Here is a 16,648-nt window from a genome sequence, read left to right as displayed (position 1 = left end):
GCGGCTATTCCCCCCGTTTTCCGGTGACCAGATAGGTGATGTCGCGGCAGAACTTGTCGAAGGACGGTGAGTTGGCGCGGGCCAGGTCGAGATCCATGTCCTGGGTCAGGGCAGGCTGGTCCACACGTGGGCGGTACCGCACCCCGTCCCGCCGGTGCTGGGTCAGCCAGCCCTTGCAGTCGCGTAACGTCTCGCTGTTGGCCGGGACCTCCAACTCCTGAGCGAGCCCCGCCCGGCCACCGAGGGAGGAAGCCGACGCGAGGAACCATGCCTCGAACTCCCGGTTCGCCAGCACGACGGCTGTGCGGCGGTCCGGGCGGGCCGCCTCGGCGCGGGCCAGCAGCGAGGGCCCGAGGCTTGCCGGGCAGTCGTCGTCGGCGTCGATCACGACCAGGATGCCGCCCGGGTGGTCGGCGGGTACGCGTCGAGCCTGGGCCTCCACAGCGGCTTCCAGACCGCCCGGCCGGACGAGTCGGCCACGGTCGACCAGGAAGGGCGGCTGGATGTCCGCGTCCCAGATCTCCGCCTCGTACATCAGCCGCCGGAGGAGTACGGGCAGCGCGCTGATCTCGCCCTCGCCCTCGACGACGGAGGCGATCGTGACCCTCGGGTGGTTCACTCCTCGCCCTCCGGCTGCTCGTCCGGTCGGGCTGGGGGTTCGATGACGGGGCGCAACTGGTCGGAGCGCAGCAGTTCGGCCGTGGTGGCCAGGCCGTCGGCCACGATCGACCGGCTCACTGGGTCCACTTCGCCGATCACCGTGACCCCGTGCTCGGCGGCGACCACGCGGATGGCCGACAGATCGGCCTCCTTGCGGTCGAACAGCTCCGCGCTCTGCGTGGTGGCGAGGACCTGCACGTATTCGCTGGCTTCCGTAAGCGCGTCGTAGAGGGCTCCTGCCGCGAGCGGGTGCAGTGCCAACTCGGGCTCTTCGACGGCGATGAGAGGCATCCAGCCTTCACGGGCGTCGGGCTGGAAGAGTGCGGTCAGCAGACCGATGGCCCGGATAGTGCCTTCCGACATGGACTCGGCCCGGAAGACGTGCGGTTCGGTCTCGCCGTCGGTGGCGAAGCTGATCCGCGCCGCGATGTAGTCGGCGGAGGGGTCCGTGGGACCGGCCTCCACGACACCGGGCACGATCACCCCCAGGTACTGCGAGATACGGTCACGCTCCTGATCCCCGAGCGCGGCCAGGGCAGGGCCGAGATCGCTGCCGTCTTCGCCGAGTGCTCCGGCGGTCGGGGTGTTGGGGCGGGCCTCACGGAGGCTGGACAGGTCGGGGCTGTAGAAGAACATCTCCGTGAGAGCCTCGTGTAGTTCACCGAACGGCTCTGTGTCAGCCCTTCGTGAAAGCTCCAGCAGCTTCTGACGACGTCCCGTTCCGGCGCGGTCTCGCACCAGGAATCGCTCGGCGTCAATCCCGCCCTTGGCGCCGGGGTGACGCATTTCGCAGAACTCACGCTGGATACGGACACCAGACCCCGCATCTCGCCCAGCCCTGGTGGCGGTCGCCGGCGCGAGGGTGATCTCGTACCGCCCCACCCAGGGCCTCCTGTCGTGGGTAATTGCCAGCAGGTGAAACTCCAGACCAATCGTGCAGGAGGTCGTCGGTTCAGGGACCCGGCGCAGCACCCCTTCCCACCCACCGTGCGTCAACACGGCCACGTCCGGGCCGTTCACCAGCACGTCGCGGACGAAGCGCAAGGCGTCCAGGAAGTTCGACTTGCCTGCCGCGTTCAGCCCGAGCAGTACGGTGAACTGGCCGAGAGTCACGTCGCAATGAGCGATGGACTTGTAGTTCTCAATTCGGACACGGGTGATGAACGGCATCGTGCGATGGGCCGCGGCGAAACTCATGGCGCGATCATTCCCCGATCCCTCGTCCGCTGGCAGTGGACACGTCGATCTGGCCGGTGACGGCAGCGGTGATCAGGGCTTGACGCCGCTCGGCGAGGACCGCGGATTGCTTTGCCAAAAGTCGGTCCATGATGACTCCTGGCGCTGCAGAGCGATGCAATTCTGCAAGAATTTCTTTTTGTTCATCAATCGATGGTACAGGCACCATGAAGTCGACGACGTGAGATACGTTGATTTGTTCTTGCGCGGCGCCGTAGCGAACAGAGTCGACATACGCAGTGCCTAGTGCGCTGTTGAAGTATGCTGCGAGATAGCCGGGAAGCAGGGTTTCGCCTTTTTTGAGAACAAGAACCGAAGCGCAATTAGCACCGTTAAGTTCACGGGTTACGACTGCCGCTCGGCCCGGGTCTCCTGCGCGGACCACGACAACGTCACCCTCGAATAGCTGGGAACGCCAAAGCCTCCGACTGTCCGATAGTGAAATGCGCTTAACGTCCGCAAGGTGAAATTTTTCCGGGAGGACATTTGCGCCGTGGAGAAAGGGAACCCCTTCGTCTGCGAAATATGACGATGGGTCAACGACTACTCCTACGCCGATCCGCGGAACCAGCCTCCTAAGAGGGAGAACCTTCCATTCGTCTGGCAAGTCGCCGAGCATTGGATGGATGCGTCTTCCCCCGAGTTTGTGACCGCCTCGAAGAATCAGTGCCCTGTGTGCAGACTTGCGTTCGCGCAGAACTGCGCGCATGCGTTGAGCAGTTGCAATTGTTTTGTCCATGCGGGCGGTTTCGGCGTCGAGGAAGTCGGCGATGCGGCGCTGCTCTTCTATGGAGGGCGCAGGTAGGTGGATCTCGCGTGCCACCTGAAGGTTAATTCGGGAACGAGTCGATCCTCGGGTCGAGGCTGAAACCTGATCCGAGACAGCTGAGGATCCGAGTGCCCATGCGGCAAATCGATGTGTGAGTCGGGTCTCATCCAGTCGAACTCTGTAACAATCCGCTTTAACGATGGCGGGCCCTAGGTGGGGAGGTGCAATACAGGCGCGCCCCACGGGATGCCGATCGTCGCCGAGCCCTGCGATGAGCAAATCTCCAGCCTTTACCTCATGGCGTCGCAATTCTTGAAAATAGGACATCGGGATGAATGCTGCATCGGCATCCTTGAAGTGAGCTGATCCAATATTTCCGAGGCGGATGACGCGTGCGCCTTCATCGGAATAATGACTACTCGTCAGAGCACTTCCGAAGGGTCCATCGGTCATCTCGTGGATGAAACGCCGAAGCGGAAACTGCGGGTAGGCGTAAGGTGTCCTGTTGCTCATTCGGTCACTTCCCCAAGCAGCGCCTGGATCTCGCCCTCTAGAGCCTTCAACTCCGCGTCGATCTCCGCCAACGGCCGCGGTGGCTTGTACACGTAGAAATGCCGCGTGAACGGGATCTCGTACCCCACCTTCGTCTTGCCGTGGTCGATCCACGCGTCCGGAACATGCGGCAGAACCTCCCGCCGCAGGTATTCCTCCACGTCCTCCTCCAGTGGAACGTTTTCGTAGTCCCGCAGCTCCGGATCGGGTTCCGGCTCGCCCTTAATGCGCTGAACCTCGCCTTCCGGATCGCGGACGCCGACCACCTCCCGTAGCGCCTTGCCGAACGGCGCGCCCGTCGGCCACAGCAGGCCGGCCGCGACGATCGCGTCCTTGAGGTCGATCCAGGCGTCGGACTTCGCCGTCCAGGACTTGCCGACCAGCGGGCGCAGCGCCGCCGCGAACGCCTCGGCGTTCGTGGCCCGTGCGATCGGTTTCGACGCGGTGATCGAGGTGAGCGTCTCCTCCGTCACCTCGAAGCGGAGCTTCAATGGCCGTTCGACGGTGATCCGGTGATACCCGAAGTCCTCGTTGCGGAAGACCTTGATCTTCCCGGCCCGGTCGGCCAGGTCGTGACCGCCGCCCCGCTCCGCCGCGTCGACGACGGCCAGCGCCTCCGTGTAGAGCCTCGTGATCTCGGAGATGTGCTGCTCGCCCAGTTCCTTGCGCTTGTCGCCGAGCGACTTCCGCATCTTGCGCCAGTAGTCGCGCGCGTCCAGCAGGACGACCTTGCCGCGCCGGTCCCTGGCCTTGCGGTTGCTGAGCACCCAGAAGTACGTGGAGATACCGGTGTTGTAGAAGAGCTGGTCGGGAAGGGCGACGATGCCCTCCAGCCAGTCCTCCTCCAGGATCCACTGCCGGATCTTGGACTCACCCGACTCCGCCGCGCCCGTGAACAGCGGGGAGCCGTTGAAGACGATCGCGATGCGGCTGCCGCCCGCCCCCGACACGTCCACGGGCTTCATCTTCGAGATCATGTGCTGGAGGAAGAGCAGCGAGCCGTCGTTGATGCGCGGCAGGCCGGCCCCGAACCGCCCGCTCTCACCGAGGCGTTCGTGTTCGTCCTCGACGGTGTCCTTGACCTTCTTCCATTCCACGCCGAACGGCGGGTTGGCCAGCAGGTAGTCGAAAGTGGTGGGCGTGTTCTTGTCCCTCTTGGAGTCGTCGCTGCTGAAGCCGTCGTCGCTGAAGGAGTTGCCGAACTTGATGTTCTCCGGGTCCTGGCCCTTGATCATCATGTCCGACCGGCAGATGGCCCAGGACTCGGGGTTGAGTTCCTGGCCGAAGACCTTGACGGTGGCGTCCGGGTTGTGAGCTGTGATGTGCTCCTCGGCCGCGCTGAGCATGCCGCCGGTTCCGCAGGCCGGGTCCATGACCGTGCGGACGGTGCCCGGCAGGGCCAGCGCGTCGCTGTCCGGTGCGACGAGCAGGTTGACCATCAGCCGGATGACTTCCCGCGGCGTGAAGTGCTCACCGGCCGTCTCGTTGGACTGCTCGGCGAAGCGCCGGATCAGCTCCTCGAAGACGTAGCCCATCTGGTGGTTGGTGACGATCTCGATCGGCTTGCCGTCCTCGCCGAGCACGAGATTGCCGTCTTCGTCCCGCTTCACCGGCCGAAGGTCGAGATCGGCGAACCGCCCGACCACCTGGTACAGCAGGTCCGCCGCGTCCAGCCGCTTGATCTGCTGGGCGAAGTCGTACCGCTCCAGGACTTCCCGGGCGTTGGGGGAGAAGGCACCGTAGTACTCGTTGAGGTACTTCGCCGCGTGGGAGGCGTCGCCCGCGATGGCCTTCAGCGTGTAGGTGCTGGTGTTGTAGAAGCTGTGGCCGGACGCCTTGCGCAGGAAGCGGTCGGGGTTGATGTCCTGGTTCTCGTGGCGGGCGGCGACCTCCAGGACCTTGTCCTTGGTCGGAGCGAGGACGCACTCCAGGCGCCGCAGCACGGTGAACGGCAGGATCACCTTGCCGTAGTCGGACTGCTTGTAGTCGCCGCGCAGGAGGTCGGCGACCGACCACGCATGGTTTGCCAGTTCCGTGTGCTTACTGCTGTTCAACGCTGTCCTTCCGGAGTTTCGCCGTCCCGAGGGACGGAGAGGTCAAGTCTGGCCGTTCGCGGTGCCGGGCCGCAGGTTTCACGCCGATCCGTGGCCGTGCGGAAACAGCGCGCCGCCCGTGAGTCCGGTGCTGAGGAGGCGTGTGACGTCCTCGGCGGCCCGGTCGGCACGGCGGGCAGCGGTACGCAGCTCGTGCAGGCGGCGGAACGCGGCGCCGTAGCGCTGCTGTTCGGCGAGTGGGAGCAAGGGAACGCGTAGTCGTCGAGGGTCCACTCGAACGATGGATGTGCCGGTGGCTGCGGCGTTGACGTTCTGCTCCGCTGCGAGGAACCCGGCCAGGAACCAGGGGTCGAGCCGACGTTGGTCCGGACGGAAGAGCAGCAGGTGGGGCCCTAGGAAGCAGCCTGTCTCGCCCGGCTCGACGACCCGGGCCACGGCGCCACGCCCCACGCGGAGCGTCTCTGTGAGCAGCACGTCACTTCCCTGGATCAAGGGGAGGGCGGCGCCGGTGGGAAGATCTGCTTCCGTTCCGGAGGCGGGTCGGTTCTGCACGACGTCGGTTGCTGTGAGCGTGGGTCGTCCGCCGAGTTCTGGTTCGGGCCGCGGTAGTGGTTCGCCGCTACGGGTCCGGCGGCCTGGGGGCGCGGTACGGAGCAAACTGAGAGCGCCGCCGCGCAGGAGATCCGAGACCGTCGCCGTGCGCCAGTCGCGGGGGTGGTCGTCGGCCGGTGGCCAGTCGCCTTCAGTGCTGAGGCCGGTCAGGTCCCTTGCGGCTTGGTGGAGTTGGCCGTACAGCTCCGATGCCTGCCGGGCCAGAAGGACGGGGCGCAGAGCTTGTCGGGAAGCCGTTCGGATGTGGCGGGCCGGGGTCAGATCGACGGCCTCGTTGAGGAGGTCCGTGATCGGTACGACGCCGGCAATGCCCGGGGCTCCGGTGAAGCCGTCCCGGTCGGCGAGGTACGGCCGCCACGCCGAGAGCACGGTGTCGTCGATGGTGGCCCAGTCGAGATCCCGGTTCTCGGAAGCGGCGGCATCGACGAGCAGAACCGTCCCCGGGGCTTCAGCCCCCGGATCGGGCCGTTCGAGCACCCACAGGTGCAGGCCGATGTGGAGCGGGGTGGCCGCGCCCTGGGGAAGCGAGATGACCGCGCGGAGGGCTCCGTCGCGTACGAGCTGCGCCCGGATACGCCGGCCAGCGGTGCGCTCCGCGACGGCGGGCGGCATGAGAAGCACGGCACGGCCCCCGGGCGTGAGGTGGGCCAGACAGTGCTGGACCCAGGCGAGTTCGGGCTCGCCCTTGGGCGGCACGCCGTAGGCCCAGCGTTGGTCGTACGCCAGATCCTCGTGCCCCCAGTCACGGACTCCGTACGGAGGATTGCACAGGACGGCGTCCGCGGTGAGGCCCTTGAAGGCGTCGGAGCGCAGGCTGTCCCCGGTACGTACGGAGATCACCGCCTCGGGGGTGCTCAGCCGGAGCCGCACGGCGGCCTGGGCGGCCTGGGCGACCAGGATGTCCTGGCCGTGCAGTTCGGCCGCCCCTGCGGATGCCGCCGCGGCGAGCAGCGACCCGGTGCCGCACGCGGGGTCGAGAACGCTCACGGGGAAGGCGCCCGCGCTGTCGGTCAGAAGTCGGGCCATGAGGTCGGCCAAAGGGCGCGGTGTGAGATAGGTGCCGGTACCCCCAGTGTCCTCAAGCAGTCGTTCGGCCAGGACATCAGTCGTGGCCTCCGCGCCGTCCACGACGACGCATCGAACCAAGGCCCTCAGTGGCCCGGCCACTTCGGCGCCGTATGCGGGGTTCTCGATTCCCGGAATGTCGTCCGCTCCGTCGTCTGCGGCTGACCGGATCCATTGCAGCAGTGCGTCGTCACCCAGTTCGGGAAGGGCTTCGCGCTTCCTCCGGTCCAGCCGGGCGGCTGCGAGTACCGCGGGGAGCAGGTACAGGGCCGGTTCGCCGTCGCCGGGGTGGCTGCGCAGGGCGGTGCGGAGTTCGTCCGCCGGTGTGTCGTCGGGGAGTTGGCCACGGGCGGAGAGCCAGGCGCGCACGGCGTCGACGTCGTAGGTGGGGCTGGTGTCCGTGCCTCCGGTCGGGGCGGGAAAGTCCGGATGCCGACGGCGCCAGTTGCTCACCGTGGCGCGGGTGACCCCGGCCAGCCGGGAGATGTCGGCGGCGGTCACGAGGGCGCTGGCCTGCTGGTTCATGGGCTCCTGCCGGTGACGTAGGGCGGGCGGGCTGGACTACCCCACTCTATACCGGCATCCCACTGCTGTGAACTATTTGACAGTGCTTTCAGTTGACGCTCTACTGGGTGTGCTTTCACTCGGCCTCCCGGCTTCCCCGGGGCTCCCAGGCCTCCCCCTGCCCGCAACACCTTTGGACGGAGCGGCGCCATGGCAACCAGGACCTCCAGTACCTCCAAGCGCACCCTGTACCGGCTCACGGGCGTCGCTCCCACGGTCGACGCGATGTTCGACGTTCTTGCCCCCGAGCGGCTCGAAGCCGTCGACGCGGAACTGCACTTCCCGGAGGAGCGGCTGGGAGTTCCGGCACTGCTGGTCACGGGCAGCTTCGAGCAGTCGGTCGCGAGTTGGTGCGGCGAGATCAACCGCACGACCGGGTGCGAGGTGTCGCGGCCGGTGAACCGGTCGGCCGGGCTGCTGATGCTCGCGGTCGACGGCGAGGTGTACGCCATCGGCTACGACCAGGGATTCCGCCTGGTGCCCGATCGCGTCAAGGACCGGCGGTTCGGACTGAGTTTCGTGATCCGCAGGGTGGACCCCGCCCAGATCCGCGACCTGGTCTCCCATACGCCGGGCGGCGGACGGACCGACATCACCCTCGTGCCCGGCGGCACTCCGGTCTGGAGCCTGGGTGTCCAGGAGCACGCGCAGATCGTGCGTCGGCTGGGCGGCCAACTGGACGGGATGCAGCTCACGATCGGTCAGGACAACCGTACGAAGATCTCCAGCGTCGAGGGCGGTACAGGGCTGCGGATGCGGCTCGGCGTCGACGCCGCGGACCTGGTCGCGGACATCCGGGCCATCGCCCGTGTCCTCCGGGACGAGGTCCCGAGCCCGGCACTGGAATTCGTCGAGCACATCGTCCCGATCAAGGACGACGACCTCGTCACGCGGCTGGAGAAGCGGCTCGACGACATGCTCGGCGAGCAGCCGGACGGACGTATCGCGGTCGCCGTCCCCTCCGACCACTGGGACGACTACGCGGCCGCCCAGGCGTTCGCCACCAAGGTGCACAGCACGGAGGCGTACCTCACCGACGACTTCAGCCTGGAGTACGTCCTCAACCGGGCCCGCGTGCAGAGGCCCGGAACGCGCTTCGCCGCGCTCCGGGACGGCGCGGTCACCCTCTACTCGCACACCCGGGCAGCGAAGGACGACGTCATCTGGACGTCGTACGTGCTGCGCTGGATCGAAGCGGAGGTGGCGCTCGGCGCCCGCCGTTTCTTCCTGCTGGACGGGCAGTGGTACGAGATCGGCGAGGCGTACCTGGAGGCGATCCGTTCGCAGGTCGAGAGGCTCATCACCGGCACGCCGTCGGTCGACCTTCCGGCCTGGGTGCTCGGGGACACGGAGCGGAGGTACAACGAGTCGGTGCCCGACCTGCGGCCCGGGTACGTCTGCTTCGACCGTGACAACGTCCGGACGGCGCTGCACCGGGGCAACGGCGTGGAGATCTGCGATCTGCTGAGCCCGGACGACGTCCTGGTCATGGTGAAGCGGGCCAAGGGCTCAGATGCGCTGAGCCATCTGTTCGGCCAGGCCGTGGTCGCCGTTCAGACCCTGCTGCACTCGCCGGAGGCCATGGACGGGTTCGCCCGAAAGGTGGCCACGGCCCGGCCCGGCCGGGCCCTGCCGGAGGGTTTCCGGCCGTCGAGGGTCGTCTTCGCGATCATGCTGAAGAACGGAACCGACCTCACCGCCGACACGCTGTTCCCCTTCTCCCAGGTCACCCTCGTGCAGACGGCCAAGAACCTTGAGGCGTGGGGCGTCGCAGTCGAGGTCACCGGGATCGAGGCTGCGACGGTGACTCCGAGCCGGGCGGGAATCCGCCACCTGGCCGCGTAGCGGGCCCGCCCGCACCCGGCCGCCCGCACCCGGCCGCCCGCACCCGGCCGCCCGCACCCGGCCGTCGGTCAGGATGCGGGCGGCCGGTGCGGGCCCGGGTCAGGATACGGGCGGCAGCCGTTTTCCTCGGGTGCCCTCGGTCCCGCAGCCTCAGTTCGTGACCGTGAACCAGGTGGCGCGGGACTTCTTCCACTCGGCGTGGGTGAGGTCCTTGGCCTCCGTGCCGTCGCCGTACAGGTCGGCGGAACCGTCGTCGGTGATCAGCTGGGCGCGGGCGCCGGACACGGTGAGGTCGGGGACGTCGACGATCGCCTCCCAGCCGCCGGGGTCCGAAGTGGGCAGGTCCAGGCGCTTGACCGGCGCGTGCGCCGGGTCGCCGTCCCAGGAGTAGAGGGCGTACGGGTCCGAGTTGTCGTCGGCGGCCCAGGAGCCGGCCACGATCAGGTACTGGTTCGAGGCGTTCTTGCGGATGTCGCGGATCGCCAGACCGCCGAGGTCGAGCTCGATCGGAGTGCCGAAGGCGGCCGACGCGCCGCTGCTCAGCACCTTGTCGAAGTTGGTGACCGGCACGATGAGGGCCTTGCCGCCGGGCACCGCGGGGGCGAGCGGGGCGCGGAAGCCGACGTAGGCCGTGGTCGTCGAGCCCGGAGCGAACTCCAGGCCCTCCACGTTGAATCCGTCGATCTCCTTGGGAATCTGGCCGTCCGCGGTGCCCGCCGCGAAGCCGTAGCGGTTGTTGTTCGCCTTGTCCCAGGCGACGAGGTTGTCCCGCAGCTTCTTGTACGAACGGCCGTACGTCAGGGCGGTCGAGGCACCGGAGCCTGTCACCGTCGTGGTGAAGACCGTGTTGCGGTCCGCCTTGTACTCGCCGTCCTTGTTGTTGCCGAGCGAGCCCGTCCAGTAGATCGTGTTGCCGACCCGGGTGGCGGCCTCGATGTCGATCTCCTTGGAGGCACCGATGTTCGAGGAGAAGTCCCAGGTCTTGATCGGAGCGCCCGACACCGAACGGTCGTACAGACGCAGGACGTTGGACTCGTCGTCCGCGACGACCGTGTAGCCGCCGCCCGCGTCGACGGCCGCCGAGGCGTCACTTGATCCCGTGAAGTACCGGCTGTCGGAGGCGAGTTGGACGGCGGCCGACGCGGCGTAGTGCAGCGTCTTGGTGGCCGTCTGGCCGTCGACCCCGGTCACCTTCACGGTGAGGTCGGTGTAGCCCTCGCCGCGTGCGGCGACGACGACCTTGCGGGTGGCGCCCGTGCCGGTGACGCTGACGTCCGCCGTGGTCGCCACCGCGGTCTTGCTGCTCTTGGTGACCGTGACGGTGAGCGCGCCGGCGTCGGCCCCGCTCTGCGCGACGGTCACGTTCACGGCCGGATCGGCGGTCGCGCCCACCGCGCCCGACAGATACGTGGCCGACAGCGAAAGGCTCGGCGTGCCGTAACTCGCCGCCTGCGCCTGGCTTCCCAGACCCACGGCCGTGAGAGTCAGCACGCCACCGATCATGGCGACTGTCCTGCGGCCTGTGGAGAAAACGTAGTCCTGCACGGGGACCCTTTCGTCGGCTCTGCGTCGACGAGAAGGCTGAGCTGTGATCGCCAACTCCACACCGCGCGCACGCGTCCGTGGAGTGAACACTTCCGGTCACCGCAGGCAGGGTGCCGAACCGGTCCGACGATTCCCTTTTCTCGTCAGGGAGTTGGGGGAGTCGGAGGAGTCGGAGGAGTCGGGGCCGCGCCGAGCGAACGGTCGGCGACCGACGCCAGATGGGCGGCGAAGACCTCGCGCGCGTCCGGCGCGAGCGTGCGCAGCGCCACCATCGCCGTGATCATGACGTCGCACAGCTCCGACCGGACGTCGTCCCAGGTGTGGCTCACGCCCTTGCGCGGGTTCTGGCCCGTCGCGCCGATCACCGCCTGGGCGACCTCGCCGACCTCCTCCGACAGCTTCAGCACGCGCAGCAGCAGGCCCTCCCGGCCACCGTGCGCCCGGTTGGCGTCCAGCCAGGCGTGCAGACGGTCGATCGTGTCCCAGACGTCTTCGACGTCTTCGTCGGCGGCGCGCTCGACCGGGGTGTCGGCGGCGCGTTCGACCGGGGTGTCGGCGGCGCGTTCGACCGTGGTGTCGGCGGCGGGCCCGACCGGGGTGTCGGCCGTGCGCCCGGCCGGGTCGTCGGCGGCAGACATCGCGATGTCGGCGTCGGCGGTACGCCCCGCCGTGTCGGCGTCGGTGTGCTCGGCCGGGTCATCCGCGGCGTGATCAGCCATGGGGCCAGCCTCCCCCGCGTCAGGAGGGCCGACTCCTACTCGTCGAACAGGGTTTCCTGTTCGCCCTCCCGCGCCTTGCGTACCCGCTTGTTCCGGGCGCCCACGACGACCGCGGTGACCGCCGCCGTCGTACCGAGGGCGATCGGCACCATCCAGCCGCGGTTCACCGCATGTCCCATCAGATGGTCGAGGGACAGCCGGCCCGGACCCGTCACGGCCAGGCCTGCCGCCGCCAGGCCGAGCGACGCCGTGTACTCGTAGCCGCCGTTCATTGCGAAGAACCCGTTCGGTACGTGCACCGCCGCCGCGCCCGCCATCGCGCCGGCCGCCGCGGCGCCGGCCGCGGGTGTGGCGAGCCCCAGCGCCAGCAGGGTGCCACCGCCCGCCTCCGCGAGGCCCGCCGCCTTGGCGCTCGCCTTCCCGGGCGAGTAGCCCATGGCCTCCATGGCCGCCCCGGTGCCTTCGATGCCGCCTCCGCCGAACCAGCCGAACAGCTTCTGTGCTCCGTGCGCGGCCAGTACGCCGCCCGTGCTCAGACGGAGCAGCAGCAGTCCCAGATCACGCCGGTCGATACAGGTCACGGTGACTCCCAGTGCAGGCAGCGGCAACGGTTCCCTCCCGGGTGACCACCGTCGCACCGATCGGACGGACCCGGCGTGCCCGCGCAGCCGTTCGGGTGGCGGCCGCCCGGGACCGGTGTGACTCTGGCTGCCATGACGATTCAGGTAGCGAAGCTCAGCGACCCGGCCGTCCGGGCCTTCGTCTCCGCGGTGAACGCCCATGACCGGAACGCCTTCGAGGCGCTTCTCGCGCCCGGCGCCACCATGTCCGACGACGGCTCCGACCGGGACCTCGACGACTGGACCGACCGGGAGATCTTCTCCTCCCGCGGTCACATGGACGTCGACAACGAGTCCAACGGCGGGCGTTCCCTCCGCGTGCGGTACAGCAACGACACCTGGGGCGAGATGAAGACGAAGTGGACCTTCATCGTCGACGACGGCGGCAGGATCAGCCGCTTCGAGACCGGCCAGGCGTAACTGTCCGCCGTACCGGCGAGGCACCGGTCCCGGCTTCCGCCCGGTTGCATGGTCGCCCGGTCGCCGGGCCGAGGAGAACGCGGGGGCGAGCGCCAAGGGCCGCTCACCGCCGCGCGGTCGACCGAGGTCGACGGCGTGCTCGGACGGTGAGCGGCCCGGGGGCGTACGGAGGACGCGTGGGGCGTACGGGGAGGCGCGAGGGGCGTACAGGAGGCGCGTGCCGGAGGTGCACGACGGCGGCCGGGGCTCCGGCGGGCTCGGTGACCCTGGGCCGGCCGCTGCCCCCGGGGTCAGTAGCCCTGAGCGGCACCGAACTGCTGCGCGTACTGCTGCTGTTCCGGCGCCTGGGCGGACGGTCCGGGGGTGGCCCGACGGGCGCCGCCCTGCTCGGTCAGGCTGATCTGACCGGCCTTGATAGTCGCGAGGCGCGGTGCGCGACGGGCGATGGACGAGTCGTGGGTGACCATGATGAAGGTCAGCCCGTACTCGTGCCACAGGCCTTCGAGCAGGCCCACGATGTCGTCGCGGGTGCCTTCGTCGAGGTTGCCGGTCGGCTCGTCGGCGAGCAGCACCTTGGGCTTCTTGACCAGCGCTCGGGCGATGGCGACGCGCTGCTGCTGACCGCCGGACAGCTCGGTCGGGACGTGCGTGAGCCGTTCGCCGAGGCCGACCGAGCGGAGCGCCTCGGCTGCCCGCTCGCGCCGCTCGGCGGGCTTCACCCCGAGGGGGACGAGGGCGGTCTCGACGTTCTCCTGAGCGGTCAGCGTCGGGATGAGGTTGAACGACTGGAAGATGATGCCGATCTTCTCGGCCCGCAGCCGGGTCAGCTTGGCCTCGCTGATGGAGGCGAGGTCCACGCCGTCCAGCTCGACGCTGCCGGAGGTCGGCCGGTCGAGACCGCCGATCATCTGGAGCAGCGTCGACTTGCCGCCGCCGGTGGGGCCCTGGATGACGAGCTGGTCGCCGTCCTCGATGGTGAGGTCGACGCCGCGCAGCGCCTCGACCGTCTCCTTGCCCCGCGTGTAGCGCTTGGTGACGCCGGTGAGCTTGTACATGAGGTTCTCCGAGGATGAAGGGGTGGGGGCGCCGCGGCCCGGGGGGAGTGGACGCGGCGCCCCGGCTCAGGGGGTGTGGCCCAAGGGGCGGGTCAGGAGACGCTGCGGAGCGCGTCCGCAGGGCGCATCCGGGAGGCGCGCCAGCCGCCCATCGCGCCGGCGATCAGACCGCCGGTGATGGCCAGGCCCGCGGCGAGCGCGATGGTGGTCACCGAGACCGGCGCGGTGAGCGCGATGTCGATGGTGTTCTTGGCCGCGGAGGCCGCCTGCTGACCGGGCCCGCCGCCGCCGGGGCCGCCCCCCATGCCGCCACCGCCGCCGGTGGAGCCGAGCTCCGCCGTCAGCTTCGGGCTGATCGCGGTGACGGTGTAGGCCGCGCCGAGACCGAGGGCGATGCCGAGCACGCCGCCGAGCAGTCCGTTCACGATCGACTCGCCGACGACCTGCCGGGTGACCTTGCGGGACGGCCAGCCGAGCGCCTTCAGGGTGCCGAACTCGCGCACCCGGCGGGAGACCGCGGAGGAGGTGAGCAGCGCCGCCACCAGGAACGCGGCGATCAGGACCGCGATCGACAGCCACTTGCCGACGCTCGTCGCGAGGTTCGAGGCGGTGGACAGCGAACCGGAGACGGTGTCCGCGAGGTCGGCGGAGGTGGTGACCGTCGTCCCGGAGATGTTCTTCTGGATCGTCGCCTTGACCGTGGCGATCTGCTTCGAGTCGGTCGCCTTGACGTAGATCGTGGTGACCTTGTTCTTGGCGTCACCGAGCGTCTGGGCCTGCTTCAGCGGCAGGTAGACGTCGGTGGTCGACTCGCTGCTGTCGGGCGTCGCGATGCCGATGACCGTGTACTTGGTGCCGGAGATCTTGAAGGTCTTGCCGACCGTGTACTTGTTCTGCTTGGCGTACGACTTGCTGAGCACCGCGACCTTCGCGGAGGTCTGCGCGGCCGTGAACGTCTTGCCCGTGGTGATCTTCGAGGTGGCCAGCGGGCCGAGGTCCTGGTGGGTCACGTCGACGCCCGCGACGGAGTACGAGTTCACGTCGAAGGAGGCGCCGCCGCCCTGCACCTGCGGCGCGCCGGTGCTGCCGCCGCCGTTCTGGCCGCCGGGTCCGCCCTGCTGGCCGGAGTTCGACGTCGAGGACTTCGCCTTGCCCTGGGTGAAGGAGCCGTCGACCTTGGTGACGTTCAGGCTCAGCGCGCCCACGGCGCTCGCGACGCCCTTCTGCGCGGCGACCTCGGTGACGAGCGAGGACTTCAGGGACTGTCCGCCCTGGGTCATCACCCGGTCCGAGCTCTGTGTCGTGCTGCTGTCCGACTTGGCGTCGAAGTCGAACTTCGGGCGCCCCGAGGAGCTGCTCGTCGGTGCCGTCCGGGCCTTGGTGACCGTCATGTCCGTGCCGAGCCCGTACAGCGACTTCAGGACCTTGCCCTGGGCCTGCTGCATGCCGGCCGACACCGAGTTGACGGTGATGACCAGCGCGATTCCGAGCGCCAGACCCATGGCGATCACCAGCGCCGCCTTCTTGCGCCGGCTCAGCTCACGCTTGAGATAGATGCCAAACATCCCGTTCCTCAAAGGTTCTTGGCGCCCCAGTGGGCGCGGCCACAAGCTATGGAGGAACCTTTGAGCCGGGCTGAGTAAGAGATGTGTGAAGGCTGAGAATCCGGACCTCGGAATCAATATTGGGTCAGACAGCCCATTCCCAGGTTTTCAAGGGCTCATTGCCAGGAAACGCCTGTTGAGTGGCCCCCGCGGTGAAGATCGGCGGGCCCGCCGCACGCGCATCCCCGGTGGGACGGTGGACGGTGCCGACGGGGCGGGCCCGCGCCCGCGCGCCCTGTTTTGCCCCCACTTTGGAATCGGCGTTCCTTCTCTTTGACACCCCGCTGTCAATCTTCTCGGAGAGACTTTGTACGGTCCCGGGATGCGTGATTCTTCCGGGCTCTCCCGCCGTGCCGCTCTGGGCCTCGCCGCCGCCGTACCCCTGGCCGCCGCGACGGCCACGACCGCGTACGCCACGACGACGATCGGCGGTGCGAGACTGGCCCGCCCCGGGATCCAGGCGGGCGGCGGGTCGGGGCTGCCCAAGCGGCTCACCGCCCGCTCCTGGCTGGTCGCGGACCACACCAGCGGCGAGGTGCTCGCCTCGTACAACGCGCACCTGCGTCTCCCGCCCGCCTCCACCCTGAAGATGCTCTTCGCGGACACCGTGCTGAAGAAGTTCGAGCGGGCCCGGACGTACAAGGTGGTCGACGCCGACCTGGCCGACGTCCCCTCGGGCTCCAGCATGGTCGGCGTGAAGCCCGGCATCACCTACACCGTCGAGCAGCTGTGGCAGGGCGTCTTCCTGCGCTCCGGCAACGACGCGGTGCATGTGCTCAGCCACATGAACGGCGGCATCGCGGCCACGATCGCCGAGATGCAGGCCCTGGCGAAGGATCTGCAGGCCCTGGACACCCATGTGGTCAGCCCCGACGGCTTCGACCACAAGGGCCAGCTGTCGTCCGCGTACGACCTGACGCTCTTCGCCCGGCACGGCCTCGCGGACGCCGACTTCCGCGGCTACTGCTCGACGAAGACCGCGGACTTCCCGGCCGGAGGCAAGAAGACCTTCCAGATACAGAACACCGACCGCCTGCTGACGGGCGCGTGGGGTGTGCGGCCGTACGACGGCCTGATCGGGGTGAAGAACGGCTACACCAGCCACGCCGGCAACACCTTCACCGGCGCGGCGACCCGCGACGGACGGACCCTGCTCGTCACGGTGATGCACCCGAAGAGCGGCGGCAGCGGCGTCTACGAGGAGACGGCCCAGCTGCTCGACTGGGGTTTCGGGAAGGGGGCGCACGCCGAGCCGGTCGGCACGCTGGTCGATCCGCTCAGCGAGGGCGGCGCGAGCGCGGCGCCCACGCGGAAGGCGGCCAAGGCCG

At 68.7% G+C, this 16,648-nt stretch carries 13 protein-coding genes; 3 read left to right on the top strand and 10 right to left on the bottom strand.

Annotated features, from left to right (window positions below; all coding sequences use genetic code 11):
• Positions 1 to 4: 4 nt before the first annotated feature.
• From N4G66_RS35455 to N4G66_RS35435, 5 genes are all read right to left on the bottom strand, one after another.
• Positions 5 to 619, bottom strand: coding sequence for a DUF4276 family protein (locus N4G66_RS35455; protein WP_261708406.1), 615 nt, complete (start codon positions 617 to 619; stop codon positions 5 to 7).
• Entirely contained in the window at positions 616 to 1,857 is a 1,242-nt protein-coding gene (locus N4G66_RS35450; protein WP_261708405.1) for an AAA family ATPase, read from the bottom strand. Before N4G66_RS35450 ends, N4G66_RS35455 begins: the two co-directional genes overlap by 4 nt.
• A 7-nt stretch (positions 1,858 to 1,864) precedes the next feature.
• Positions 1,865 to 3,178: a restriction endonuclease subunit S gene (locus N4G66_RS35445; RefSeq protein WP_261708404.1), complete on the bottom strand. Its 1,314-nt coding sequence runs from the start codon at positions 3,176 to 3,178 to the stop codon at positions 1,865 to 1,867.
• A complete protein-coding gene (locus N4G66_RS35440; protein WP_261708403.1) occupies positions 3,175 to 5,271 on the bottom strand; it encodes a type I restriction-modification system subunit M in 2,097 nt (698 codons plus the stop codon). Before N4G66_RS35440 ends, N4G66_RS35445 begins: the two co-directional genes overlap by 4 nt.
• 78 nt (positions 5,272 to 5,349) lie before the next feature.
• Positions 5,350 to 7,473 (bottom strand): N-6 DNA methylase, encoded by a 2,124-nt coding sequence (locus N4G66_RS35435; RefSeq protein ID WP_261708402.1) that lies wholly within the window; start codon positions 7,471 to 7,473, stop codon positions 5,350 to 5,352.
• Between the two features lie 189 nt (positions 7,474 to 7,662).
• Here N4G66_RS35435 and N4G66_RS35430 point away from each other — a divergent pair, with 189 nt between their 5' ends.
• Positions 7,663 to 9,357: a TIGR04141 family sporadically distributed protein gene (locus tag N4G66_RS35430; RefSeq protein WP_261708401.1), complete on the top strand. Its 1,695-nt coding sequence runs from the start codon at positions 7,663 to 7,665 to the stop codon at positions 9,355 to 9,357.
• Between the two features lie 150 nt (positions 9,358 to 9,507).
• Here the strand turns inward: N4G66_RS35430 and N4G66_RS35425 are convergent, their stop codons facing one another.
• The 3 genes from N4G66_RS35425 to N4G66_RS35415 form a co-directional block, all read right to left on the bottom strand.
• Positions 9,508 to 10,860: a hypothetical protein gene (locus N4G66_RS35425; RefSeq protein WP_261708463.1), complete on the bottom strand. Its 1,353-nt coding sequence runs from the start codon at positions 10,858 to 10,860 to the stop codon at positions 9,508 to 9,510.
• Between the two features lie 185 nt (positions 10,861 to 11,045).
• On the bottom strand, positions 11,046 to 11,378 hold the full coding sequence (locus N4G66_RS35420) for a MazG-like family protein (RefSeq protein ID WP_261708462.1): 333 nt from the start codon (positions 11,376 to 11,378) through the stop codon (positions 11,046 to 11,048).
• Between the two features lie 278 nt (positions 11,379 to 11,656).
• Complete coding sequence (locus N4G66_RS35415) at positions 11,657 to 12,202, bottom strand: DoxX family protein (protein WP_261708400.1); 546 nt, start codon at positions 12,200 to 12,202, stop codon at positions 11,657 to 11,659.
• Positions 12,203 to 12,334: 132 nt separating this feature from the next.
• Between N4G66_RS35415 and N4G66_RS35410 the strand changes: the two genes are divergently transcribed.
• Positions 12,335 to 12,661: a nuclear transport factor 2 family protein gene (locus N4G66_RS35410; RefSeq protein WP_261708399.1), complete on the top strand. Its 327-nt coding sequence runs from the start codon at positions 12,335 to 12,337 to the stop codon at positions 12,659 to 12,661.
• Between the two features lie 290 nt (positions 12,662 to 12,951).
• Here the strand turns inward: N4G66_RS35410 and N4G66_RS35405 are convergent, their stop codons facing one another.
• Positions 12,952 to 13,716, bottom strand: coding sequence for an ABC transporter ATP-binding protein (locus N4G66_RS35405; RefSeq protein WP_261708398.1), 765 nt, complete (start codon positions 13,714 to 13,716; stop codon positions 12,952 to 12,954).
• A gap of 92 nt (positions 13,717 to 13,808) precedes the next feature.
• Positions 13,809 to 15,281 (bottom strand): ABC transporter permease, encoded by a 1,473-nt coding sequence (locus N4G66_RS35400; RefSeq protein WP_261708397.1) that lies wholly within the window; start codon positions 15,279 to 15,281, stop codon positions 13,809 to 13,811.
• 361 nt (positions 15,282 to 15,642) lie between these two features.
• On the opposite strand from N4G66_RS35400, the gene N4G66_RS35395 reads away from it, so the two are divergent.
• A partial coding sequence (locus N4G66_RS35395) for a D-alanyl-D-alanine carboxypeptidase family protein (RefSeq protein WP_261708396.1) occupies positions 15,643 to 16,648 on the top strand: 1,006 nt, incomplete at its 3' end.

Source organism: Streptomyces rhizosphaerihabitans (assembly GCF_025399795.1).
GTDB lineage: Bacteria > Actinomycetota > Actinomycetes > Streptomycetales > Streptomycetaceae > Streptomyces > Streptomyces rhizosphaerihabitans.
This window is presented reverse-complemented; position numbering and strand designations above follow the sequence as displayed.